The 26,579-nt window shown below is 39.7% G+C and carries 19 protein-coding genes and 2 tRNA genes; 3 read left to right on the top strand and 18 right to left on the bottom strand.

What is annotated here, in order from left to right; genetic code table 11:
- Positions 1–61: 61 nt before the first annotated feature.
- The gene (locus OC25_RS19025) at positions 62–1,420 is read right to left on the bottom strand and encodes an alkaline phosphatase family protein (RefSeq protein WP_039479381.1); all 1,359 of its coding nucleotides are present in this window, start codon (positions 1,418–1,420) and stop codon (positions 62–64) included.
- 240 nt (positions 1,421–1,660) lie between these two features.
- On the opposite strand from OC25_RS19025, the gene OC25_RS19020 reads away from it, so the two are divergent.
- Entirely contained in the window at positions 1,661–2,482 is an 822-nt protein-coding gene (locus OC25_RS19020; RefSeq protein ID WP_039479379.1) for a glycoside hydrolase family 16 protein, read from the top strand.
- A gap of 465 nt (positions 2,483–2,947) precedes the next feature.
- Here OC25_RS19020 and OC25_RS19015 read toward each other — a convergent pair whose 3' ends face one another.
- The 8 genes from OC25_RS19015 to OC25_RS18980 form a co-directional block, all read right to left on the bottom strand.
- Positions 2,948–3,616 (bottom strand): hypothetical protein, encoded by a 669-nt coding sequence (locus OC25_RS19015; protein WP_039479377.1) that lies wholly within the window; start codon positions 3,614–3,616, stop codon positions 2,948–2,950.
- Between the two features lie 441 nt (positions 3,617–4,057).
- Positions 4,058–4,471: a hypothetical protein gene (locus tag OC25_RS19010; protein WP_039479374.1), complete on the bottom strand. Its 414-nt coding sequence runs from the start codon at positions 4,469–4,471 to the stop codon at positions 4,058–4,060.
- 64 nt (positions 4,472–4,535) lie between these two features.
- Positions 4,536–4,925 carry a hypothetical protein gene (locus OC25_RS19005; protein ID WP_156131534.1) on the bottom strand — a complete coding sequence of 130 codons (390 nt, stop codon included), beginning with the start codon at positions 4,923–4,925 and terminating at the stop codon, positions 4,536–4,538.
- A 243-nt stretch (positions 4,926–5,168) separates the two neighbouring features.
- Complete coding sequence (locus OC25_RS19000) at positions 5,169–5,594, bottom strand: hypothetical protein (protein WP_156131533.1); 426 nt, start codon at positions 5,592–5,594, stop codon at positions 5,169–5,171.
- Between the two features lies 1 nt (position 5,595).
- The gene (locus tag OC25_RS18995; RefSeq protein WP_039479367.1) at positions 5,596–9,186 is read right to left on the bottom strand and encodes a DUF6443 domain-containing protein; all 3,591 of its coding nucleotides are present in this window, start codon (positions 9,184–9,186) and stop codon (positions 5,596–5,598) included.
- A gap of 9 nt (positions 9,187–9,195) precedes the next feature.
- Complete coding sequence (locus OC25_RS18990; protein ID WP_039479363.1) at positions 9,196–10,362, bottom strand: hypothetical protein; 1,167 nt, start codon at positions 10,360–10,362, stop codon at positions 9,196–9,198.
- Positions 10,355–12,541 carry a hypothetical protein gene (locus tag OC25_RS18985; protein ID WP_156131532.1) on the bottom strand — a complete coding sequence of 729 codons (2,187 nt, stop codon included), beginning with the start codon at positions 12,539–12,541 and terminating at the stop codon, positions 10,355–10,357. The genes OC25_RS18990 and OC25_RS18985 overlap by 8 nt, the downstream gene beginning before the upstream one ends.
- A 179-nt stretch (positions 12,542–12,720) precedes the next feature.
- Positions 12,721–12,915, bottom strand: coding sequence for a hypothetical protein (locus tag OC25_RS18980; RefSeq protein WP_039479358.1), 195 nt, complete (start codon positions 12,913–12,915; stop codon positions 12,721–12,723).
- 600 nt (positions 12,916–13,515) lie between these two features.
- Between OC25_RS18980 and OC25_RS18970 the strand changes: the two genes are divergently transcribed.
- On the top strand, positions 13,516–14,541 hold the full coding sequence (locus OC25_RS18970; RefSeq protein WP_039479353.1) for a LacI family DNA-binding transcriptional regulator: 1,026 nt from the start codon (positions 13,516–13,518) through the stop codon (positions 14,539–14,541).
- Between the two features lie 399 nt (positions 14,542–14,940).
- On the opposite strand, the gene OC25_RS18960 is transcribed toward OC25_RS18970, so the two are convergent.
- The 9 genes from OC25_RS18960 to OC25_RS18925 all read right to left on the bottom strand — a co-directional run bounded on the left by OC25_RS18960 (position 14,941) and on the right by OC25_RS18925 (position 25,337).
- Positions 14,941–15,014 (bottom strand) — tRNA-Asn (locus OC25_RS18960).
- Positions 15,015–15,210: 196 nt separating this feature from the next.
- Complete coding sequence (locus OC25_RS18955; RefSeq protein ID WP_039479347.1) at positions 15,211–16,776, bottom strand: SusD/RagB family nutrient-binding outer membrane lipoprotein; 1,566 nt, start codon at positions 16,774–16,776, stop codon at positions 15,211–15,213.
- Between the two features lie 21 nt (positions 16,777–16,797).
- Positions 16,798–20,028 carry a SusC/RagA family TonB-linked outer membrane protein gene (locus tag OC25_RS18950; protein ID WP_039479344.1) on the bottom strand — a complete coding sequence of 1,077 codons (3,231 nt, stop codon included), beginning with the start codon at positions 20,026–20,028 and terminating at the stop codon, positions 16,798–16,800.
- A 105-nt stretch (positions 20,029–20,133) separates the two neighbouring features.
- The gene (locus tag OC25_RS18945) at positions 20,134–21,297 is read right to left on the bottom strand and encodes a TIGR03364 family FAD-dependent oxidoreductase (protein WP_039479340.1); all 1,164 of its coding nucleotides are present in this window, start codon (positions 21,295–21,297) and stop codon (positions 20,134–20,136) included.
- A gap of 62 nt (positions 21,298–21,359) precedes the next feature.
- The gene (locus tag OC25_RS18940; RefSeq protein ID WP_039479550.1) at positions 21,360–22,688 is read right to left on the bottom strand and encodes a DUF5690 family protein; all 1,329 of its coding nucleotides are present in this window, start codon (positions 22,686–22,688) and stop codon (positions 21,360–21,362) included.
- A gap of 207 nt (positions 22,689–22,895) precedes the next feature.
- Positions 22,896–23,786 (bottom strand): alkaline phosphatase family protein, encoded by an 891-nt coding sequence (locus OC25_RS18935; RefSeq protein ID WP_082018660.1) that lies wholly within the window; start codon positions 23,784–23,786, stop codon positions 22,896–22,898.
- 93 nt (positions 23,787–23,879) lie between these two features.
- A complete protein-coding gene (locus OC25_RS18930; protein ID WP_039479337.1) occupies positions 23,880–24,449 on the bottom strand; it encodes a helix-turn-helix domain-containing protein in 570 nt (189 codons plus the stop codon).
- Between the two features lie 251 nt (positions 24,450–24,700).
- Positions 24,701–24,859, bottom strand: a complete 159-nt coding sequence (locus OC25_RS28150; protein WP_167335412.1) for a hypothetical protein — start codon at positions 24,857–24,859, stop codon at positions 24,701–24,703.
- Between the two features lie 404 nt (positions 24,860–25,263).
- Positions 25,264–25,337 (bottom strand) — tRNA-Asn (locus OC25_RS18925).
- A 144-nt stretch (positions 25,338–25,481) separates the two neighbouring features.
- Between OC25_RS18925 and OC25_RS18920 the strand changes: the two genes are divergently transcribed.
- On the top strand, positions 25,482–26,402 hold the full coding sequence (locus OC25_RS18920) for a PfkB family carbohydrate kinase (RefSeq protein WP_039479335.1): 921 nt from the start codon (positions 25,482–25,484) through the stop codon (positions 26,400–26,402).
- The last annotated feature ends 177 nt before the right edge of the window (positions 26,403–26,579 follow it).

Genomic DNA, 26,579 nt, shown 5'->3' with positions numbered 1-26,579 from the left:
AATGCCCCAGTGATATTACATCCGGGGCATTTCTATGTTAATACCTTTAACAGGCAATTTTTTATTTCTTAGCCGGAGCCAGTATGCCCGGGTAAAGCACACCGTCTGTCTTCAGGTTCAGGTTTAATAATTTTGCAATTAATGGTGCAATATCTTCCTGACCAATTAAAGGCAAAACTGTACCTGCTTTAATTCCTTTGCCGAAAGTAACAAAACCAGTTTGTATTTCTTTAAAATCAGTTGGCAGGTAACCATGGGTACCACCGCTGGCCGGGGCAAGCATATCGCCTGTGGCCGCAGCACCAAAGCTGAACCCCTGATTTGCAGCAAGTGCTAAAACAGCAGTTGGGTCGCCCTGAGCTTTGGCAATCGCTTCTTTATCCAACACATGGAAGGTTCTTTGTATGCCTTCAGGTAACTGGCTTAATGCTTTTTTAACCTGCTCTACACTCTTTTTATCGTTTGGATCTTTAAGATGTAAAAAGGCCGAACCACCGCTTTGCTGAAAATACGCTTTCCAACCTTCTTTATTGGCATCATCGTACAAACCAAGTTTATTTAACACCACATTGGGTTTAAACTGCGTGTGGATATCAACAAAACCATGATCGCCGGTAATAATGAAAGTGGTGTTTTTGCTCATACCCGAAGCCTCTACGGCATCCATGATGGTTTTAACAGCCACATCGGCACCCACAATAGCTGATCTAACCTTATCGCCATCACGGCCTTGCTCATGCTCAAAATGATCTAACAAGGCAATGTGCAAAGCCAGGAAAGCCGGCTTATATTTTCTGAAAATATAGGCTGCCATACGCGATTTGTTCTGATCGCTGGTAAAAAAATCAACCGATGCACCATATTCTTCATTAAATTTACCTACCGCATAATCCTGAACCTCCTGGAAAAGTTCTTTAGGGTTCGACTCCAGAGACATGGCTTTAATCTCATCCTTTTTTTCGCCTTTACCCTGCGGAAGAATTACATACTCAGGCAGGTTATAGTTAATCGGTGCGCCTACAGTAACCGGCCAGCTTACGCCTGCAGTGGTTAAGCCCGCCTCTTTTGCCGCAGTCCAGATGGTAGGCACTTTAATATCTTTGTAGTACCAGAACCATTTGCCTGATACGCCCAGCGGTTCAACCGGGGTATTGTAATAAATACCGTGTTTAGCAGGCAATACACCGCTTACAATGGTGGTATGTGAAGGATAGGTTACTGTTGGAAAACTACCTCTAACGCCTTCCGCGTATGATCCTTTTTGCATGGCCTGACGCACATTCACCATTCCCCACTGCGGGTCTAAATAAAATTCGGGGCGTAAACCATCTATACTAATCAATACCACATGATTCTCCTGAGCGGCTACATATCCGGCCGAAAGCCACAATAAGGCCATTAGGGCAACTATTCGTTTCATAAATCTTTTTTCGGCAAAGGTATCTGGCCAACGTAGGCTTTATGTTTGATAAAGGTTAAGAAAATATTAAGATTAGCATCCTAAAGCACCTACCATAAAATCGAACCTTTACCAGCTCTGGCCTATTACCCGCAAACCAATAATGCCTGAGTATTTTTTGCCCTATTTGTTAAGGATTTTGCCCCCTGCCTATGCTAAATAAGCTGCACCTTTATGCACTAACCAAATCTAAAATTCACTATGAAAAATTCCGTTTCGATTTTAATTACCATTCTGCTTTTATCCTGTGCTAAGAAAAATGATGTTCCTGAACCACCAACGCTTCCGTCAAAAACTGACCCTTTTCTTCAAAAACCCTTAAAACCAGCCGATTTTATTGGTTTGATGACACCTGTTTTTAGTGATGATTTTAACGGAACAACCATCGATGCCAGCAAATGGAGCTACAGGGCCGACGGATCTGTAAGGGGATATGCTACTGTTTCGGGTAGCAAAACCATTTCACTTGATGGCAAAGGAAATCTGGTTGTACAAACGATAAAAGATGCTGATGGAAAATATTATGTCGGGCAGCTGTCTACCGATGGAAAATTCAGCCAGAAATACGGCTATTTTGAATGCAGGGCTAAAATGCAGAAATCGCTGGGTACACACTCCTCTTTTTGGCTGCAAACCAATACCATGGGCTCACAGGCTGATAATGCCTTGGCGGTGGGCGCAGAAGTCGATATTTTTGAATACCTGAAGCCTAATCCAAACGCCACTTACCATACCGTGCATTGGGGAGGTTACGGCGCAACGCACAAAAGCGAAAGTAAAATTGTGCCGAGCGAAACCATTAGCGATGGTAATTTTCACACTTTTGGCCTGCTCTGGAATAACGTAGAATATGTATTTTTTGTTGATGGAACTGAAGTGTTCCGTACCAGTAAAGGTTTATCGGGCATTGCCGAATACATGATCTTAAGTACCGAATTAACCGGTTTTGGCGGCGATTATACCAAAGGGGTATATCCGGATGAGGTTGTGTTTGATTACGTTAAAACTTATCAGTTTAAATAGGCATTTTGACAGGCAACTATTGACAACCTAATAGAAGAATCGTCATTGCTGAGTATGAACGACGAAGCAATCTGATTTAGACCTTGAAACTAACGAGAAAACCTTAACCCCTGAAATTAAACTGTGGCTGGCCTTTGCCAAACAAAAAATTGATGAGGTGGTTACGCTGAAAGCTTTGGCTGAGGAAAAACCAACGCAAGAGGCATTGGCTAAGTTTTGTTAATCGGACGGGATTACAAATCCCGCCCAGCGATTCCTACCGAGATCGTCCTGCTGAACTTGTTTCAGCACCTCTCCTTAGTTCATGCTTATTAATAAGGACCCTGGAATAAATCCGATAGCTATCGGATCAGGGCGACGTACAGGCGGCTCGATGTCGATGGCTTGTAAAAAACGAAGCCATGCAAACCAGATTAATTTTAGTCTATCCCTATGCTAAAAGCATCTTATTTTAATTTTTAAACATTAACAGTTTTTATTTCCATACATTGCTGCATTCACTTTAACAAAGTCTTTTCGAAGGTTGCCCAAAACCTCTTTCTGGCTTTCAAACAACATCTCTTCTGATATAATGGTTTTCATAAGGTGAATCTTGCCGTATCGTTCTCCAAAACAATATCCATCAGTCATTGCACACACAAAACGCTCTCCACCACCTTGCATTTCATCTTCGAAGCCATGATAAAGCGATCGTATATCATTATTTAAAACAGTAAAGGTAAAACCCCAGATTCCGGAAAAATAACGTTTTATAATATCGTCGCTGGAGGCCGAAAAATCTTTTACAATACGTTCGCGATATCGCTTAAAAAAATGAGGCGGAAATATTGTCGTAGTGCCATTTTCCATCGATATCACTGCAGCATACAGACCCTCGGCGCGATTGTATAAACAACGTACACCAATAGTTGGGTTATGGTAATCGCTCCTTTTCATAGCCATAAATGTTAGGATAAAGCGATTTTTATTTAACCTGCTGTAACACTCGTAAGAATAGCTAAACGGATACCGGCTGGCCTTTAAAACCCTACGCCTGAATTCTTTATGGCAATTCACTATTTTATTCGTGAGCGTTGCCAGGTCTTTAAATAATTCGTTGTGAATTTCAATTAAAGCCATTGAAGATACAATCATAAAAACGCGTGCTTAGTTTGGCAAATGGACTGTTTTCAGCTTTTCAGTGGAGATAACTGCTGGTTTGTATGGTGTGATTTCGATCGAAATCCGCTTGCTTAAATTCATGGTAAATGGTTTTTAAGTCAAAAAATAATTATCAAATCCTTTTCAAGCACACAAACAGCATCAATTGCCGTATACATGCATTCATCAGCTTTTACGCTGTATTCTTATAAAAAATATGGGATATGTTAACCATTTAGCCAAAGATGGACTTGCGGGGCAATGGTTAGCCGATACAGGTGATCGTGAGTTAAATATAAATAAAATTGGATAAAAAAGACATGCTTCTTTTAAAATAAAATATTAGTGGACCCTTATATGGGATGATCGCGCCTATCTGTAGCGAACTGCAGGAGTTCTGCGGGTTTGAGGATAAATAAAGAAGCAAAACAGTAATTATTCGGCTTTTATCAAGCTAACAAACAACTGCTTTCCCTCGGCGCGCAGCGCAAACACCCGTACAAAAAACATCAGCCAAAAGAAAATGATCAGAAATAAAATAAAAGGACCATCAAAAAGCGCGATCAAGATCATAACAGCTGTTACCACGATTTCGGAGGTTAAAGAGATATAAAAAGTAAAACTAATGTTTCCTTGTTCAGGATTGATTTCAAATTTTCCGCCATCTACTCTTTTAAAAGCTTCACTCCTGGAACCAAAATGCCAGAAATTGTCTTTAAAAGTAATGCTTCTGGTATCCAGGTGGCTAATCAAATAACCACGTTTCTCCAGTTCGCTTCCAATATTCCGGATTAATTGGATATCTGTTGCGTTTATTGGACGGATGAGCTTTTTATATTTAAATATCATGGGGGGAATACCTGGTTGATTATTACGCAAAAATGGCCGGGCTGGCAAATCAAGCCAACCTGGGCTATTCTATATTTATCATAGCCTCAATTAAAGAAAATTTTAAATAGAAAAGCTTGCATAGAAAATTAACTAAAACCAACGCACCTATAATAATTATGGCATAATCCATAATAAAAGATAATACAGTTATAACCGAAAGAATAAGCAATTCCCAAAATACAGCTATCTTATAAAAAAAATGTAAAGTGATCTCATCTCCATCCGTTGCTAACGCAATCCTTCCCCCTGCAATCCTGGTGTAATAATCTGAACGGGTAGCAGGTTTTTCACGAAATTCATCATCAGTAAAAGCCACCATATTTTCATTCGCTTCAGTAATTTTATACCCAAATTCTTTTAAATAGGCTATAATTTTAGTGTATAATACCTCTTTACTTGTCTTAACTTTCAAGTTTGTTTTAAGGTTTAGCATTGTTTTTTAGGGTTTCAACGTCTTGCTTCAAATATCCAAATAGGCTACAACAACGAGTAACCTATTTGAAGTTGAAAAAATATCATTTTAATACTACCCGTACTTTAGCTGTTGCAGTAAAATGCTGAATTGTATCTTTTAAAAGGAGATTATACTATGGGAGTAAGGGCGTAGATGGTCGGGATTTTTAATCCCGACCAACAAAGCAACTTAATTTTCAAATCACTTACTGATATCTCTTTCAATTGACGGGTATTTTCCTTTATTAACGGAGATATTTCTCCCTTTCATTTTTTCCCTGTTAATGTTTGATAAAAAAATGAAGGCCAGCAAAGCAAGAATAAAAAGGCTTAAAACATAGATACCTTTGATAGGCGAAACCTCAATACTATCGTTTGTGATTTTTTCTTTGTGTTTGTTTGCAAATAAGTACAATATTATAAAAATAATAAAAATTATTGAAAAGTACCTGCTACCTAGCAAGTGTAATGCTTCAACTTTAAATGCAAACACACTTAACCAAATACTAAAAACAATTGAACTTATTAATAGTGTAACTAATATTACTGCCCCTATAAATGGACTCTGATTCCCCACTTTCTGTAAAACAAAATACACCCTATTAAAAACTAATATTAAAACATTCATATTATTTAGGTTTATCGAATAAAGTATTACCACTAAAATATTCATACCCCATCTTTCCAAGAAAATAAGTTGCGCTAACACCCGCTCCTATCGGTCCAAAAAAACCGATAACTCCAAATGCGGCATCGACAGCGGCCTCGGTTCCAGTAATGTCTCCATTTATGTACTGTAATCCAGTAACGGCAATACCAAGTCCACCTATTACATTTCCAGCTAGACGATATCCCTTTGCAGCTCCTAAAGCACCATTGAGACTATTTCTATAACCTTGTACTCCACGTATATATTTACCGGCGCTCCCAGCCTGAAGTATTTTTGTAGACAGATACTCACCTTTTGCACTTAACCACCAATACTTATTAGCGATAGTATTCTCCACAGCAGCAAACGATACTCCAAAAACTACAAGAGCATTACCTACACTACTGCGTCCATTTGCGGCATTATCACTATCTTCCAAATTAGCTGTGCCGCCACTTGCAACGACTAGACTGGCATAGGCTTCATAGGCATTTACGTTCGCAAGTACATTAGGATCTTTACTCCAGTTATAACTTCCCGTTTCTCCATTGTTCGACCCTGAAAAAGACCCTAAAAGCTCCATAAAAGCTTTGTCCCGTTCGTTCCGTTTCGCTATTCTTTCAGCCCATTCTTTATCATAATTTCTACCAGGACTAATATTAACTTCATTTAAAATAAACTTATCCTTCTTCGGATCAAATTTTTTCCAGTCATCATTAGTCATTTTCGTAGGGTCGTAATCTGTCAGCCCTAACAAATCCATCAATCTTACCGGATTATTCAGTACATAATTATAAGCACCTTGCTCAAAATGCCTTTCTGCCATAGGGTCAAAACCATTCCACCTACCTATAGCGGGGTCATACATCCTGGCGCCATAGTCATATACACCTAATGCATCCTGTAATTCCTTTCCATTGTAAAGGTAATTATTTTTTGTACCTGAAACATAGTTGAGCGCTGCATTTGGCATCACCATCCCAAAAGCATAAAAGCTATTTTCCTGTATTACCCTTGCGGTCTGCTGTGTTACATCAGCCGGGTCAGCATCTATTGTAGCCCTAACATTGCCTAAATTATCCGTTAAATCGTACTGGTAAATAAAAGTACCACCATTGTTAATCATCCTACCTTCTCCACTCTGTATAAAATCTAATGAGGGTGTGTTACTCCCGCTACCGCTGTATTGTATCCCACCAAGATAAAAGGTGTTTGATATTGTGCTTCCATCAGTAAAAGTTTTCTGCAGTTTCGCTCCATCGGCGGTATAACTGTAAGCCAGGGTTTTACCACCAGTTAAGGTTAGCGACTGGGTTAAGTTGAGTAAATTATAGATTACATTACTTATACCTTTATTATTATCTTGAACAACATAACCGTTATCATTGTAGGTATAGTCGGGGGTAGAAGCGGCTGGCGCGTGATCATCAAAACCTAAGGCTTTAACGGCAGTTGTAGATCCGCTACTGTTATCTTCAACCGTTGTTAATTTCCCTCCCGTATACTGATAGCTTAAACTATCAATCTGCTCCCTTACGTTGCTGCCACCAATGAGTGCATAGCGTCCTAAAGATTTAATATTACCCATTTCATCATAGCGGGCATATTCTCCATAATTGTTATCCTTGGTGTTACCAGTTAGCGATTCTGCAGCACTTAAGCGGTTAATCTTATCGTAGCTAAAATCATAGCCAAGTTGCGGCGAACTTACCGTACGGGCTACCTTCCATTTACTTTGGCCAATATTACCGTTATACTGCGGTATGGGGGCATCTTCATATAAGAACTGCATACCAAATTTGGTATTTCCAGCTGAGCTGATGTTGATATCGTTAATGGATTTCAAAAGTCCGTTTATATTGTACTGATAATTTAAAACCTGTAAAAAATGATTGCCAAGATCTATTGAATGCAGTTGCTTTTTTACCACCTGCCCCAATTCGTTGTATTGATAGGCCGCAACCAATACTTCAGGTTGTGTGTTTATCTTACTCCAGCTATTCATTAGCCTGCCCATATGATCGTAATCATACCGTTCTGCAATAATAGTGGTAACACTATTGGCAATATGGGTTCTTTTAGCAGCGATTAAAATACCACTCACTGTATAGGTAGATTCAGTATGATCATATCCGTTTAACTGGTTCTGTGCATAACTTTCCAATAAGCGCTTATCCTGATCATAATAATTTACCGCCCATAAAAAGGTGCTGGTGCCCAACCTTTTTATCTTACGCGCTGTCAGCATTCCGTTTGATGCAATCTTACTTGCATTTGATGGAAATGCGCTAAAAGGACAATCGACAGGCAAATTATAATCGTCATAAAAGTTAATTCCAAATATTTCATCGCCATCTCCTACAGGGAACGATACGCTGGAATATCCTGAAGCACTTGAGTTATTTCTACTCTCCCATAAACTCGTATTAGCTTGTACTGCCGATCTTAAGGCGGCTTCAGTACTTGTTGTAGCATATGTACCAGTAATTACAACTCTTCCCATTGCATCGTACTTGATATACATCCATTTCTGTACAGCCCGTTGCCCTGCATCTTGTGTTAGCACGGGCTGATCTAACTCATTGTAAATAATAAGTTGCAAGCCTATACCAGGAAGCTTCTTTTCAATTACTCTTCCCCGCTGATCGTATTTATAGGCATATACCTTATCGTTGTAATCTGTTCCGTTAATGGCCATGCTTGTAGTACTAACATTTGGTGGAAGAACAAAACTCAGCTGCCCCAGCAAATTATAAACATAATAAGTTGATTGGGATATGGTTTCGGTTTCAAATGTTCGTTTTAACACCAACTTTCCCTGTAAATCAGTAAACGACTCCACAGTACCGGCCTTTCCGCTAACCCAGTTGGGATCTTTGGAAATAGTTTTACGTAATTTACCTGCCGGATAATTTGCTGTAGTTAATAAATTACCTCCGCTCACTGCCCACAATGCTACCTCATTTTCTGCGTTTGCGGAATAAACAGCCTTATTGGTATGACCAGAGCCAGAAATCGACACATCTGCAGGTTGTCCGTAAGGTCCCACAGCGCCTTGCTCTTTAATGGTATTAAAGGGCGATTTATCATACACCATCGTACTGTAAGGATAAGCAGTTGTTGCGCGTTGTTGATTTACATCGTTATAAAAAGCAAAAAGCCCCTGGCCGGTAGTCAATGCATCGGCTTTATAACTACCATTATTGCCGGCAGTATAAGGAAGATATTGTTTGGGCTGGCGACCAAATTCATCGTACTTAAAAGGTTGTACAATGTCTTGTAAGCCAGGACTGGCCATGGGGCTTACGGCTTGGATGGTACGCCCCAATCCATCCACATAGGTAATTTGCTGGCTTACGTCGTAAGTATTTAAATATGATTCATCGTAAGGGCTTGCTCCTTTTTTACGATAAATGGTTTTAATAATGTTCCCTACTGCAGTAGTTGGAGTGGTGTTTAAGGTAATTTTTTTAGCCGTGTCGGCAAAAGCTCTTGGATAATCTGTGGAAGCATAAGTCCAATTATTAGCAAAGCACAATCCAATTAGGAGTGCGTAAAGATATCTTAACATAATCCGGATTTAATGACGTAAATTGTATTGCGTGGTTTCTAATGTATTGTAATAAGTGTCTTTAATATTTAGTATCCTATCCAATCCATCGTATTCATATCTTAGTATTCTCCCACTCACATCACCTGCCTCTGTCAGCTCCATATCTTCAGTCCAATTGGTCATCATTACCTTGTATGTATACGTTTTCATTCTGGCCTCTACAGGGCATAGCCGAAGTTCATCAATATCTATTTCACTACCTGAAATAGATATACTGCTTGCATTGGTAAAAGTATGCCTTACAAACATCCAGTCTGTTGCTTCTTTATCGTCATTGGTAGCTCTGCTAATTTCAGTACTTAAAACTGTCGCGCCGGCAATATTTACTGTATTTTCTCCCCTTTTCCAATAGGTTAACTCATAAGTTTTCGAAGTATTAAGACCTGACCGGCTAACCGTATAGTTCAAGGCAGTATTTAAATTATAGCCTCCTTGTCCTGTTATTCCTGAAGAATAGGCTTCATCGCTATATACCCAACTGCGATTGCCCGGGGTATAAGGTTCAAATGACGTATAGGCCACATCTTCTAATTTGGCGTTTGAAATTTCGGCCAAGACATAGGTTCCGTTATCATCGTAGAGATAACAACTGGATATCCCACTTGCAGTGCTTATTTGAAGTGGTTTGTTAAAATTCGAATAAAGATCGTAGGTAACCTTGGTTTTATAATGACTATCAGGGCTAAATGCTGTTGTGCTCCCTGTAAAAGGAAGCTGGCCAGTAACAGAATTGGAAAACTTGAAGGACGCCAGAGGTATTGGTTCAGATATTTCTAAAGCCATTTCTGCCTCTTTAAATCCGGTAAGACTATTATACTGGGTTATGGAACCTGATTTAATATAGGTCTGACCATTAACAACAACCATACTTACCATTTCTATGGGATATTTAAGCAATCGCTTATTAACCATTGCATCTGTAAATGCAGCTCCTGCGGCATAATCTTCTGGATAAATAAGTATGCTTACTTCAGTACTTCCATCGCTACCAGGCGTCTCGGTTTTAGTTGTATAGTTGTGCTTACTGCTTTGATAAAAACAGCTCGTTTCTTCATTGATGCTCTGGCTTTTTGATTGCAACGCAAAAAACACCAGTAATAGCAAAAATAATCTGTGCTTGTTATACTTAATCATGATATTCCGTTACTTTAGTTTTTAATAATTTAGACCAGTTGGTATACAGCATGTAGAATCCATAATCAAAAAAGGAATCGATATGCGTGTCCGTATAAATAGTAGATTCACTTAAATTGCTCATATCCAACACGCCACTTGGCCAGCCCCCCATACTCGCATATTGTTTTGTATATAGATTAATCAAACTTGGGTTATCAGGGTTTTGAAACCACTGATATGTATTTTCAATACGCTTAACTTTTTTCCAACCGCCATCATTTTTGTAATAAACCACTGAGTCTAATACTGGTGTTTTTCCAAAGCTTTCATTTCCCTGGTAACGCGCAGGAAAATTACGAGTAGTTAAACCACGACCAACTATATCAGGTAATAAATTAGTAGAGGCCTTATTGGCATAAGAACCGTAACCAGGTTCGCTGTAATTATATTCCGTTTTTCCCGTCAAGCCTGAAGGATCATAATTCTGCTCTGTAACTTTATAATAATAAACCGATTTGTTATTTAGATACGAAGCCTGGTTACTCACCCGATATGTATTGTAGAGTGCCCACTTTGTGCTCACTCCTGAAGTATTGGAGAAAGCGCCAATCCTGGCTTTTTGTTCAGTATACAACTCGTTTATCTGGTAATTAGGAGAATTAGCATAATTACTGCTATTGCCATAAGTATAAATTTTCCTGCCTGCTAGGTTCCCCAAACCATCATTAGTAATAATTTCTTTAATTCTTAATCCATTTTCAGAATGGGGCTCATAAACAAACTCCTTCGAGCCTCCCCCTGGATAGGTAACTTTCTGTAAGGAGAACATGGAATAAGCCTGCCCGTTTCTCGGTGTAAAGAATTGAAAGGGCGAAGAAGAAATTGCTCCTAAACCCGGTAATTGCACATATAAATCAGCAGGACCACTCCCTTGAAAGTTAACATTGTATACCATCAGGTCATATGTAGGTACTCCCGGCATTCCATTGTAATCTACCCCTCCCCAGTAATAGCCCCAGTGATCAATTGCAAAGGTTTTATTTGCGATATAAGTTGCCTCGCCGCTTGCAACACCATCATTATAGTCAAAACGATAAGTCTGTTCTCCGTGATTAACTTCTACCGAATCTAAAAAATCGGCATCATTGTAACTGTGTTTACTATAATAAAAATTGATTGTTTTCTCTGTTAAAGTTCCATCTTTATAAATTGTGATCTGATTTAACAACCCGCTACTGCCTCTAGAAAAAGATGCTCGTCCATTTTGCCAGGTAATTTGCGTTACAAGATTATTGTAATAACCATTTCCTACTGTGGTTACTGTATCTTCTACTACTGTAGTATTTGGATTATAACCTCCGGCAACGGGGTGTACATAACCTTCTACAACATTAACGCTCGACTGAAAGCTAGACTTGTAAGGCAAATAGTAAAGATTGTAATCAAAATGCACCATATCTCCTTTTGAATCATATACATTATCTGCTGTCAAGTAACCTGCATCAATACTGTTGTTTTCACCAAAAGTATATTTCCAACCTTTATCATCAACAATTTTATACCTTGGGAATCCGTTGCTAAAAGTTTCTTCCAATTTGATATTGTTTTTAGGGGCATCCAGCAATAGAATGTCGTTAGCATGGTTATTATCCAGCCAAACAAAAGCTCCACTTCTATCAGCTAAACTATAGCGGTAAATATCATGCTCGCCACGTAAATTAGAAACACTACTAAACGTGGTAGCATTTGCTGCATTAATAAATCCTGGCAATGATGAAAGGCTATTTTTGGGGGCAAACTTTATAAGATTATTATCCCTATCACTAGAACTGCAAACTCCTAAGTAAGTTTCTAAAGTTCCAAGTGTTGATTGGCTTAAATTTGTTCCAAAAATATTCCCCCTTATCTCTTGCGATACTCTATAATAGGGGGATAAATCCCAACCCAATCCTGCTTCGCCTGCTTGCTGATTATATTTAATTCCGGTTGCATTATAGTTCAAAGAGACTGGGATTTGCTGATCTCCAATTGCAAAGCTGAAAAGAGGAATGGTAATACTTGCAGTTCCCGTATTTAAGGAAACAGGGAAATCTATGAGATTATCCTTCTCAGTGATAAATGGTGTTCGCTGTGCAGAAGCTTTGTAATAATTAACTATCGATATGAATACGACAAGAAAGATGGAAATTTTTCTCATATGGTGTAATTTTATTATTTGTACAATACTTGAATAATATTAAGGGTATAATTTTTTTATACTAAAGGGATCATGTAGGAATATGAGATAGCTTATAAGATTTATACATCAATCTTTTAGACCATTGTTTGTATTCCAAATAATTATTGATGAACCCGCCAGTTATTCTTGATTTTAAACTAAAAACACATCATATCAGGTAGGGTGGCATAATTCATTCCTGACCTTAACTCTAGCCAAATGATGTATTGGAAATTATTGGCAACGGCTTCATCAAGCGCTTTTTTGCTAATGATGGTTTTGTTTGAAGTATCACTTTTAGCCGAGCACCAAACCTCCTGAACGGGTGGTGCGTATTTCGATTGTTGGTTCATTTGGAGCTGCTAATTTAAATGCATTACAAATTTAACCTAGTCACTGTTTTTTGGATGAACTATCTCTACGCAAACGATTTTTGCCTGTAGCACCATCTATTTTTCAATTAATTTTTACAGCTAATTTTATCGTTTAAAGGCCAGACACCCTGTAATTAAAATTAAATTCTAACTGACTGACCATGGATACACTACTTGTTAAAGCCAAATACGCTTCTAAATATTACATTTAATCAAGTTCATATCTTGAAAGTGCCAGCGGAGTCTGCAATGGGGCAAACAATTATTGCGCAAACGTTTGACTCACCAAAACATGATGATCTAGTATTTACACTACTCTGGCAATTAAAGAAGGACGGTAAAAACAGTCTTTAAAAATAACACTACCTGAAAAGATAAAACCACTTCGCAGTCCATTAGAGGGGCTATCACCCATGAAATTGTCTAATTTTCTACCTTTTTACTTCCAATTTTCATCTTTTACGCCCACTTGGCCTTTTATTTTTGAGTTTAACCTAAATAGCTCAAACCCCCAATAATATCAGATATCACCAGACTAAAATCCAGCGTGAGCCATGATTGATGGAAGTCCAAGAAAGTATGAACCAAAAAATCTCGATAAAAGATGTTGCAAAAAAAGCCGGCGTCTGCATATCTACAGTCTCGATTGCGTTGAACAAAAGTACTAACAAAGGCCTCATTAGCCAGGTTACAATTGAAAGAATCCGTGACATAGCTAAACGATTAAATTACCAACCCAATAGTTTTGCAAAAAGTCTGCGCACCGGACGTTCAGGACTGATTGGATTTTTGGTTGAGGATATATCTAATCCCTTTTATGCTAAACTGGCCAGTGCTCTTGAAAATCAGGCCGATCAATTAGGCTATACACTTGTCATCACAAACTTGGGTAAAGAGCGTAAAAATTTTCAACGTAAAATGAAAGCCTTTAACGGCCATCTTTTTGATGCCTTTATTATTGCCCCCATCCACGGAATATATCCACAATTACAAGCACTCCTTACAACCAAACGGCCAGTAGTCTTCTTTGATCAATTTGTCCCTGGACTAAATTCAGATTTTGTTTTAACCGACCATTTTCATGCCTTGAAGCTTGGTACAATGCATTTGATAAAAAAAGGGTATTCAAATATTGCTCTGATTAAAATAGAATCTAACAATCAGCAATTCATTAATGACTACACAAGATATATGCGGGTAATGAAAAGCAGAGATAAAAAAATCAGCGTATTAGATATTCCAAAACACTTTGCAAACGACACGCAAAAAAGGATTATTCATTTTTTTGATAAACACCATGAAATAGATGCTTTGATTTTTGCTCCCGGTGCATTTGCAAAAACAATGCTTAGTCTTGGAAGAGGCACGACAAGTAGTTTTATTCAAAACATGAAAATTGTTGCTTATGATAATTTCGATTTATTGAAACATCTTATGCCAACAATTACGTTTATCTCTACTCCAATTGAGGAAATATGCCTAAGCATTATGGAAAAGTTAAATGCAAAAATTTCGGCTAATCATGAGGTTCTCCCAAATGTTGGTACAATTAAAGTAAAGCCCTTGATAATAGAAGCCGTCAATTACATTACCTTAAAGGAATGAGGTTGGAATATTTTTTGATCTGCTCCTTCTGCTGGGCTTCCTTCGACTGCGCTCAGGATGGACTTCTCGCCCAGCAGGGCTATAAAACAAAAAAGCCTTACAACAATGTTGTAAGGCTTTTGATCTGCTCCTTCTGCTGGGCTTCCTTCGACTGCGCTCAGGGTAAACTTCTCGCCCAGCTGTATGCGAAAAAAGCCAACTCGAAAGTTGGCTTTGTGCTCCTTCTGCTAGGCTCCCTTCGACTGCGCTCAGGGTAAACTTCTCACCCAGCTGTAAACAAAAAAAGCCAACTCGAATTTGGCTTTGTGCTCCTTCTGCTGGGCTCCCTTCGACTACGCCCAGGATAAACTTCTCGCCCAGCTGTATACGAAAAAAGCCAACTCGAAAGTTGGCTTTGTGCTCCTTCTGCTGGGCTCGAACCAGCGACCCTCTGATTAACAGTCAGATGCTCTAACCGGCTGAGCTAAGAAGGAATCCGGCTATCCAAAAAACAAGTTTCTTTAAGCTTTGCAGCCAATATCCGCTTGCTTGTTTTGGGAGTGCAATATTAGCGCTTTAATCTGATTTATGCAACAAATATTTAAAATTTCATCAAACAAAATGGCCTTTCTTAAATAAAGAAAGGTCATTTTACTTATTTCAAACTGATTACCAAATAGTTATTACAAACTACTTTACAATCCACGGTGCTAAATTAATATCATCAACACCATTATACTGTCGCATTAAAGCCTGGTTTAGGTTTTCGCCATTGGTGGTACGCTCAATATTGGGATACTGAAAACGTTTCGGTATACGCTGACTGTTACCTGTACCCGGTCCAACCTGAAATGCAGGCACACCGGTTCTGCGGTACTGATAATAGGCTTCGAAACCCGAGTTACGGAAATAAGCAAGGTATTTCTGCGTCAGGATTTGCGTTAAACCTTTTGCGGTATTGCCATCGTATTTAACAGCTGTTTGAGCGTAATAATCGCTTTCGAAAGTAAAATTAACCGTGTAAGTTTCAAATTCGCCCAGTTTACCGTCTTTTTTCAAAAAAGTAACGGTATTGCTGCCATCGTGTATGCCGTAAAAAGCAATAGAAGCCTGAATTCCTTTTTTGTACCAGCTTTCGGCATCTCCGCTAACCCAACCGCGGTTAATCCCTTCGGCTTTAATGAAACACAATTCAGGGTAAGAAATAATGAAAGTATTTTCGGCAGTATAACCACTGTAATAACGGTAACGGCCAATTAACGAGTATAAACCTTTCTGCACCTTATCCAGCATTACGCCCTGATCTTCGCCGGTGCTGGCACCCACGAAATTACGGTAATCGGTAAGTGCATAACCGTTGGCTTCGGCAATACCCCGGGCAGGCTCTGCCACCATATAGGCGCGTGGGTCTTTCAGTTGCGAAAGGGTATTTAAATAAGTACCAGCCATGTTATAACGCAGCGCGTCGTTACCAAAGTTATCTTTATTGTTAGGGTATTTGTTAAAACTCTCGTTATACACAAATTGCAGGTTATCAGCCATACTCTCCATTACCGGATATTTGGCAGCATTACCCAAAATAGTGGCAAACTGTTGTTTTACCTGCAGATCGGCATCATCTACACGACTGCTCAGGTGAATCAGCGCCCTTAACCTGAAAGTATTCACTACCTTTTGCCAGGCCAGCAAATCGTTTTTAAGGTAAATGTCTCCCTTAAGTTCTTTGTTACCCGCAGCAATCAGTGCCGTTAAATCGGTATTGGCCTGATCTAACCAGGTTAACGATTGCTTGAAGATATCTTTCTGGGTATCGTACTTCGGCGTTAAGTTCGCAAAACCTTTTAAAGCGTCAGACATTGGCAAATCACCTACCTTTAAACTCATTTTTATAAAGAAATAAGCTTTAAAGAATTTGGCTAATGCCAGATATGGCTTAGCTACCTCACCACCTAAACGGGTTGCTTCTTCTTCCATTTTACTTACGTTTTTTAAGGTCGTATAGTCAAGCGAAGCACCTGTCCAGTCGTAATTATTGGTAGCGTAGTAAAAATAATTGGCGGCGGTGTACTGGTTCCAGCGCTCGGTGCTCGAGAAAGGCGCCTCGTACATATCGTACAAAATACCATTAATAAGCAGATTTGGCGGAACGTGTTCGGCCTGATTGGGATTATGGAAATTTTCTTCGAAGGTTTTCTTACATCCGGTGGCTACAGCCAGTGCGATGAAGAAAAATAGCATGCGATATATTGATTTCATGATCTTTGTTTTTTTAATGGCTTAGAAAGTAACATTCAGGTTAAAACCAATACTTCGTGTAGTTGGCGTTTGCAGCGTAGAAGTACCTTCCCTGCCCGAATACTGATCTACATCCACATCGTTATAGGTAGAATTGATAAAATAAAGCAGGTTTCGGCCTACTACCGAGAAATTAGCCGAACGGATAAAGGTGCCCTCCAATAACTTTTTAGGCAACTGGTACCCAAAAGTTACTTCACGTAATTTGGCATAGGTACGGCTCATCATGGTATTTTCTTTGGCACCATAAAACACACCTAAATAATCCTGCAATAACACAGGGGTAGTATTTGGCGCAAAAGCAAGCTGATCGTAATTGGTAATCACGCCGGTAACCGGATCGAAATTAAGTTTACCGTTATTAGTAAGCACCACACCATCGCCTACCCAGGTACCTTTGTAATTGGGGTCGTTTACGTGTACATAATCCTGGTAGCGGGCTTCACCCATTTTACCCTGAATGGTTTCGATCTGGCGACCGCCCTGAAACGATTTCAAACGCACATAATCCTGCATTACCCCACCTACTTTTCCATCTAACTGAAAGCTAAACGAGAAGTTTTGATACCTGAACTTATTGCTGATGCTCCATACCCAGTTTGGATCGGCATGCCCCAACAGCTGGTTAACCGGCAGTGAAATTGGTGTACCGCTCGAAGTATGGATAACCTGTCCGCTTGGTGACTTTGCCAATACTGAACCATAAATATTATCGATCCTGTCGCCAGCTTTGAAGAACTGATCAACTGAGGTTTCGCCCGGAGCCAGCTCTTTATAAATCTGCTTGTAGGTAGACCAGTTTACCATTACATCCCAGCCAAATTTATCGGTAAGTACCGGCGTGCCCGATAAGCTTAACTCTACCCCGCTGTTTTGTGTTTTACGGCCATTAATGGTATTGGTTTGATAACCGGTAGCCGGCGAAATATTTTGTTTAATGATTTTAGGACCGTCTATGTAACGGAAGTAAGTAGCCTCAAAGCCTAACCTGTTCTTTAAGAACTTAAGATCGATACCACCTTCGTAATTGGTACGGCTTTGCGCTTTAACTGCATTTAAATCAATCAGGTTGTCGGTATAATACGCACCGGTTTGGTTGTTATAAGTTGGCCTTACACTATAAGGCGAAGAAAGACCATAACCCGGACCACCATAAGAAGAGGTATATTCAGCTCCATAACCCAAAGGATAAGTTTGCAAAGGTGTGGCACCAATATATTCTAAAGTACCTAAACCCGGATCTTTAACATTAGCATACGATGCACGAACTTTTGCAAAGGAAATAAAAGCTGGCATTTTTACATAATCAGATACTACCGAACTCAATGAAACCGAAGGATAGAAAGCTGAGTTATTGCTTGGCGATAAGGCGGAATTTTTATCCACACGGCCGGTGGTATTGATATTCAGGTATTTTTTAAAGCTGATATCGACTGAGTAAAAAGCACTCAGCACCAACATATTCGAATTGAAGTTAAAAGCTTTTACCGGGTTTTTAGAGTTAGAGAAATTGTACACATTAGGCACATTCAGATAATCGGTTGTGGTAAAACTGGAGTTATAACTGAAATTACGCGCGTTACCACCGCCAAATGCGCTGATTTCGAACAAATCGCCAACATTTTTATTATACTTTAACAACAACTGAGTATTGTTTTCGAACATGCTACGGCGATCTTCGCGGTAATCACCCAATCCTTCTTCCCTGCCATAAGGATGTGCCGAAAAAGGCATTTTTTCTGTCCTTAACTGATCGTAAGTAGAAATTTGTGTTTTTAACATCACATCTAAATCTTTGGTGAGGTTATAGTTTAAAGAGGCATAACCGTTAATATCATTCTTTTTATGACCTCGCAACCACTCGTACGACATAAAATAAGGGTTGTGATAACGCTGATATTCGGCATAAATAGATTGAATACCTTCTTTACCAGCTTGCCAGTAATTTTTCATATCATCTATATTCCAGTCTGCACCACCCCAAAGTGTCATGTTATAAATCACACTGTTAGGGCCATAGTTTACATCCGGTATATTATCAGAAAACTGGCGGCTGTAGTTGATATAAGCTTCAGCCTTTAATTTAGGACTGATGTTATAGCTACCGCTTACATTAAAGTTATTGATGTTAAGCTGGGTATTCGGGATAATTCCTTTTTGGTAATTATTAGAAACCGATACCCTTAAATTGTACTTATCTGTAGCAGATGATAGCGCAACGTTATTGGCCGAAAGTAAACCGGTTTGGATAAAACGCTTTAAATTGTCTTTTCCACGGGCTACCCAGGGCGTTCCCTGGCGCACACCATTTGCATCAACCGGACTATCATACTGAGGGATTAGCTGTCCTTCAAACTTCGGCCCCCAGATATCGTAATCGCCATCATTTAAACCACCACCTTTACCATCACCAAAAGCATAGGCACTGTGTTCGCCCGGTCCGTATTCATCCTGGCTTTTAGGCAGGGCAATAAATCCTTTATTAAATTGTGTGCTCGAGTTGAGTTCAACTACAAAACCCTTATCGCTAAGCTTTCCTTTTTTGGTGGTAATTAATAACGCACCATTGTAAGCCTGATAGCCGTAAAGTGCAGCGGCAGCAGGGCCTTTAAGCACGGTATAGGTATCAATATCATCGGGGTTGATGTTCCAGGTATCCGAATTGATCGGCACCCCATCTACCACCACCAGGTTTACGTTATTACCACGCAGGTAAAGCGATGAACGCCCTAAAAGCTCAGAGGAAACACCTACAGTTAAACCAGCAACTTTACCCACCAAACCGTTTACCGGGTTGGCTTCTCTGGCTTTTACCAAATCTGCTCCCTTTACTTCCTGAATGGCGTAACCCAGGTTCCGTTTTTCTTTGCGGATACCCAATGCGGTAACCACCACTTCATTCAGGTTTTTTGAATCTGTTTTTAAAATAATGGCCAGGGTATTTCCCGAAACCTGCACTTCCTGACTAATAAAACCGATAGAGCTGAGCAACAGGGTTTCGCCTGTTTTGGCATCTATGGTAAAGCGGCCTGATAAGTCGGTAGAAATGGCTTTTTTCGTACCTTTTACCAACACACTAACACCCGGAATGGGCTGCTGGGCATCGTCTTTAACAATACCACTGATTTTGGTTTGCGCCGAGGTAATTTCGGGCCTGAGCATTAGGCATAGCAAAGCCACGATGCCCAATGTCATCTTGTAAAAATGTTTCATAAATACGTAAACGTTATGGTTTAATCTGATGCAATATTAGGTCATGAATGTTAGCCTAATACGAAGTTTCAGTTAACAAAACAACGTGTTTTTGTTTAGCATTTGTTAACTAAATATATCTTTAATGCTCTGTGCTGCATAACCCGCGCTAGCCGTCATTCCCTTGCCACCAATAGCAGTCCGGATGTGGATACAATCGTCCAGATCGTAGGTTACAATGTGTTTGGTAGGATGTTGCGGATAAAACCCTGCCCAGGTACTTTGCAATTTGTTTACATCAAAATCTACAATCCGGGCGGCCTCATCCAGCATGAGTTGATTAATGTGATGGCTTAAATCAAAACCTAGGTCATCGAAATGGTTTACATCTGCATATACATGCGAATCGCCAATAATAATGCTATTATCTGCAGCTTGCTTAAACAGGATATGAATCCCCCATTTCTTCAATTCATCATAATGTTCAGGTGTTTTTACCGATTTAAAAGAAGGACAATAATGCTCAAAACTTTCGTAACGGCGTGTGGTTAAACCGGTTAAAATATTACCAGACAAAGCTACATCGGCCATAGGCACTGTGCGCATCATCTGCAGCTTACTTACCACAATACCGCTTTCGCTAAACAGTTCTGGGTAAAGCAGTTTAAATTCGTAACCGTTACAAATAATGGCTTTCTCTGCGGTAAAAACCACACTGTTGTTTCTTAAGCCAACTTCTACGCCATTGCCTTTGCGTGTGCAGGCAGTTACAGGACTGTTGTACTGTAAGGTATATCCATTAAATTTAGCCTGCATATACTGCTGCAGGCGATAAATCATCAATTCGGGTTCTACACTAATTTCTTGTGGAAAGAATATTGCCTCTTTTGCGTACGAGGCTTTTATAGCAGGATATTTATTCAGAATAGCTGCCTGTCCAAGCAGTTCGGTTTCGTAACCTAAAGTATCATAATGCGCTTTTAGCTCGTGTATTAAAGTTTGCTCATCTTCATCCGACGCAATGTAAACACTGCCATTCTTGCGCACCGAAATATCAAATTCCTGTTGGATAGATTTGTAGATTTCCAATCCGGCTACGCCGTACTCAAACCACTCGGCTTCCATACCGGAAGGCACCACCTGGCCAAAGTTGCGCACGGTAGCTCCTACCGGAAAGTTATCTTTTTCTAACTGCAATACAGTTTTACCTGCAAGCAAGGCATGATAGGCGTGGAAAGTACCCAATATACCTCCGCCAATTACAATAAGATCGAAATGTTTATTTGTCATGGAATTTTTATTCTGGTGCCCACCGGTTTAATTTTCGGCCTGCACAAATTTATTTTAAATTATTATTCTGAAGCAGCACTCCACACCTGTTTAGCTTGAAGCGCTTGCTGTTTTTTATGTGTTAAAAGGGTTTTCCGTCTGAAATAAATCAGTGAAAGCACACTGCACAAACCACCAATAAGCGGCACGGCAATTAAACATTGCTTAAAGAAATGCATCCAGCTTACATTGGTTTCGCCAAATTCGTGCAACATCAGTACCGAAAAACTACCTACATAGCCAATAGAATCGGCCAGGTACATGATAAAACCGATATTGCTTTTATAATGGAAATTGGCAATCATCCTTTCAAAAAATATGGCGTTGTAAGGAATATAAGCCATATAAAGCCCCATACCTAAAAGCGCCATCCAGCTTACAGCACCTACATAGCCCCTATCAAAAAGAAATGTACTGAACCCGATTAACAAACAACCGGCTATAATCATGATATGGATTACGGTAAATGCTTTGAGGTTATCTTTAATCAGGATTAACAGGCCGATCATCACCAGTACCACCACCGAGATCAGTGTATCTATCTGCGTGTAAATATGGTTATCGTGAATGCCCAAACCATTCCATATTTCTACTTCGAAATTGTCGCGCATATCGCGGATGCAGGTAAGCAACACATAAATAATGATGGTAAGCACAATGCCCGGTAAAAAAGTTGCAATAAACTGCCTGCGTTGTTTTCCATCCATAGGCACCCGTTCGGTACGCAACTGCCGGTCTTCTTTTGAAGGTGGAGGCATTACTTCCAGGCAAAAAACAAAAAAACAAAGCGGGAGCAGAAAAATAAGTCCGGTTAAAAATGGCATCCAGTAATCGCTTACCGCAGCCACCGACATTAGGGTACGCGCAACCGTTTTAACAAAACCCGAAGCAAATATTAAACTGATAGACATGAGTGCCCCCATAAATTCGGTTGTTTTACGGCCTTCCAAATAACTGAATACCAAACCCCAGATCATCCCCAATGGAAAACCATTCAGGAAAAGAAAAACAATATTATAAGGGGCAGGCACCAGGGCAAAACCAAGTAAGGCCAGCCACGAAAAACCAATGAGCAGCATAATGCTCCGCGCACGGTTACTTTTACCCGATTCGGAGATAAACCGGATACCATAAAATTTACTGAGGGTATAACCTACCATTTGCGCAACTACCAGCCAAACTTTATAATCGACATGCAGAAATTCCTGATGCTCGAAAGTAGCCGAAGCAAAGGCTTTCCTGAAAGCATACATACTGGTATAGCAGCCGAAAGCAGCAATACCACCAAGCACCGTAATTAACCAATATGGCCAGTTAAGGGCTCTTTTACGGGTAACATCCAGCAGACTCATCTTAACAACTAAATAAATTAAGCTGAGCCCGCTGAAAAGCATTACCCCAACAATACTGACACTTCACGGCTACGTCTGTTTTACAGAACGCTTTGATCTTGACTTCCATAAACTCTTACTTCAATAATACAATAGTAAACAGAGTTTATTATTTGTAAACAAAAATTAAGTTATCAAATTGTTAAGTTTAGCCCAGGTAAACTACTGTTATTTTGTAAAAGCTTCCTGAACCGGTTTACCCCGCCAGCTCTGTGGTTGCTGCAAGCCCATCACCCAGGCTAAGGTAGCAGCGGTATCGTATGTAATAATTACATCTTTAAGCTCATGGTTTTTACGCACGCCAGGACCTGCAATAATCCATGGAATCTGAATCTCATCTAAGGATTTACCACCATGCCCTTTACCAGTACCACCATGATCGGCCGTTACTAAAATAATCGTTTCATCTGCTATACCTGCATCTTTAACCGCCTGCACAACCTTACCAATGCGCTGATCTACCGATTCGAGTTGTTTATAATATTCCGGAGTACGGTGCCCGATGGCATGCCCGGTATGATCGGGCTCATCAAAATGCACAAAAGTAAAATAAGGTTTCTCCTTTTTGATGATGGCAGCAGTGGTATCGGCACAAAAATCATCTTTATCTTTTCCGTCAACCACAATATTAACAGCCTGTTTTTCAAAAAGATAACCAATACCACCCCAACTGTAAACTACGGCAGTTTTAGCTTCCTTTTTCTGCTCTCTGATTACACTAAAAATGGTAGGGAATATGCCGTAAGCCGTTTTGGTTGCCGACGGAATTTCGGGAACTTTGCTATCCCATTCGGTATAACCATGCTCGGTTGGGCCAGCCCCCATTAACAACGAGGCCCAGTTTACTGCGCTCGAAGAAGGCAGCACACAACGCGCTTTATCCGTCCATGAGCCATTACTCATTAAGGCCTTAAGGTTTGGCATTTTGGCTTCCTGCAGCGCATAGGCACCGAAACCATCGCAGCCAATTAATACTACATGTTTGATTTTTTTAGACTGCGCCTGGGAGTTAAGGCCTAATGCGAGCGACAAGAGTGCACCCAATAAAATTTTCTTCATATTCATTTGTGTGTTTACCATCCTGTATGAATGGTGATTTATGAATATGAAGGTAGTTATTTTGTTAAGTATTAATAAACAAAGTTTAAAATATTATTCAAAGAAATAAATCACCAGCATCAAGGCTTTGGTATCGCCGATATTAACCGGTGTGTGTGAAAGCCGACCATCAAAAAGCATCGAATCGCCTTTTTCGAGCACGATTTTCTTTTTAGAAAACTGGTATTCAACCTTACCTTCAATCATATATTTAAACTCGAAAGCTTCAGTTTTAACCATAGGACGATGTGCATTCACTTCCAGTTCCAGTAATACGAAATCGGCGGTCGAAAATTTAATGTTTTTAGTCAGGATCCTTGAATAATTAAAACCCATGGCCTGCTCTTTTTCAAATTTTTGATATTGATCCTTTCGTTTAACCAGTACAGGTGCATCTTTTTTATGAAAGTTAATATCCTTAAAAAAGCTGTTTAAATCGATCTGCAGACTTTTAATAATATCCATCAATACCATAAGCGATGGTATGGTACGGCTGTTTTCGATCTGTGAAATAAGCCCTTTACTTACCGATGCCTTATCGGCAAGTTCCTGAACGGTAATCCCAAGTTCTTTTCTACGCTCTTTAATTTTTCCGCTAATCTGTAAAAGAATTTCTTCCTGCATATCCTAAATGGTATTGATGCCACTAATGTATTATTTTATTCCTGTAATCTATACCAAAAATTACAATCGTTACGTAAACGTTTTTCAACAGTAATAACATGCTTGAATTATAAAGTAGATTTGCAACAAAACCAAAAACGCTTAATCCCCATAATTCCTTAATGATGAATTACTTTCTTACCATTAAGATTTGAAGCAAACAAAAAAGGATTGAATGTTTGAATTTCAACATTCAATCCTCCAGTCCAGCGTTAGCGATAATGGCCAGGTACCCAATGGCGGCCACCGTACGGACCAATAACATAGTGTCCGCGAACCCACTCGCCCCTAGGCGCACGGGTGTGAACCACGCAGGCACTAAAATTTACAGCCATAACCAATAAGAGCAATGCATTTACAATCTTTTTCATAACCTAAATTTTAAATAAACAATAAATCAAGCTTTATGCTGTGTGTATAATTTGGACGAGGGCCAAAGCGGAAAGTTTAATTGGATCAAAAGATAGGAGATAAAAAAGAAGCACCAGAATTATAGGCTGTCAATCCTGTACCCGCAGACAAATTCTCCGAAAGATATACCAAAGCGTTTCGACAGGCTCAACGTGACAACGGATGCAAAAAACCTTGATCTGCCTCTTCGACGGCGCTCAGGATAAACTTCTCGCCCAACAGGGCTGTAAAACAAAAAAGCCTTACAACAATGTTGTAAGGCTTTTGATCTGCTCCTTCTGCTGGGCTCCCTTCGACTGGCGCTCAGGGTAAACTTCTCACCCAGCTATAAACGAAAAAAGCCAACTCGAAAGTTGGCTTTGTGCTCCTTCTGCTGGGCTCGAACCAGCGACCCTCTGATTAACAGTCAGATGCTCTAACCGGCTGAGCTAAGAAGGAATCCGGCTATCCAAAAAACAAGTTTCTTTAAGCTTTGCAGCAAAATACCCGCTTGTTCGTTTTGGGAATGCAATATTAGGGCTTTTAAATTATTTATGCAATATTTGCAGTGAAAAAAAATTAAAAAAAAACTAATACATAGATATGAGCCTGATAATCATAGGTACTGTAGCTTTCGATGCTATTGAAACGCCTTTTGGCAAAACAGACAAAATTGTAGGTGGAGCAGCAACTTATGCCAGTTTAGCGGCATCTTACTTTTATAATAAAGCAAAAATTGTTGCAGTTGTAGGTGATGATTTCCCTCAATCGGATATTGATACCTTTACCAAACACGGTATCGACACTGAAGGATTGCAGATTAAAGCAGGCGAAAAATCATTCTTTTGGTCAGGAAAATACCACAATGACATGAATAGCCGCGATACTTTAATTACCGAATTAAATGTATTGGAAAACTTCGACCCGATTATTCCGGAAAGCTACCAGGACTGCGAATACCTGATGTTGGGTAACCTCACCCCGCAGGTACAGCAAACCGTAATCAAACGCCTTAAAAACCGTCCGAAATTAATTGTAATGGATACCATGAATTTCTGGATGGACATTATGATGGACGATTTACTGGAAACCATTAAAATGGTAGATGTTTTAACCATTAACGATGCCGAAGCACGTCAGCTATCAGGCGAGTACTCGTTGGTTAAAGCTGCTCAAAAAATCCTTGCAATGGGACCAAAATATTTAATTATTAAAAAAGGTGAGCATGGTGCTTTGTTATTCCACGAAGATCAGATTTTCTCTGCTCCGGCATTGCCTTTGGCAGAGGTATTCGATCCAACCGGTGCCGGCGATACTTTTGCAGGCGGTTTTATTGGTTATTTAGCCAAAGTAGGCACCGTTAACTTTAACAACATGAAAAATGCCATTATTTATGGCTCAGCACTGGCTTCTTTCTGTGTAGAGAAATTCGGAAATGAGAAATTGTTAAACTTAACCGAAGCTGAAGTTGCGGCACGTATCCAGCAATTTGTAAACCTGAGTGCATTTACTATAGAACAGTAAAAATTATTTGTCATCCTGAGGTGTAATTTATTGTATAAAAATCAATATAAGTGACAGCCTCTTCCATGGTCGTCATTTCGAGCGGAGTGCAACGTAGCCGAGAAATCTGTCTAAATAGATTTCTCCGTTCCGCCACCGGTGAAAAACCGGCAAGCTCCAGTCGAAATGACGATTCTT

The organism is Pedobacter kyungheensis, from assembly GCF_000812965.1.
GTDB classification, from domain to species: domain Bacteria; phylum Bacteroidota; class Bacteroidia; order Sphingobacteriales; family Sphingobacteriaceae; genus Pedobacter; species Pedobacter kyungheensis.
The sequence above is the reverse complement of the archived record's forward strand: the minus strand, read 5'-3'. Positions and strand labels throughout refer to the sequence as shown.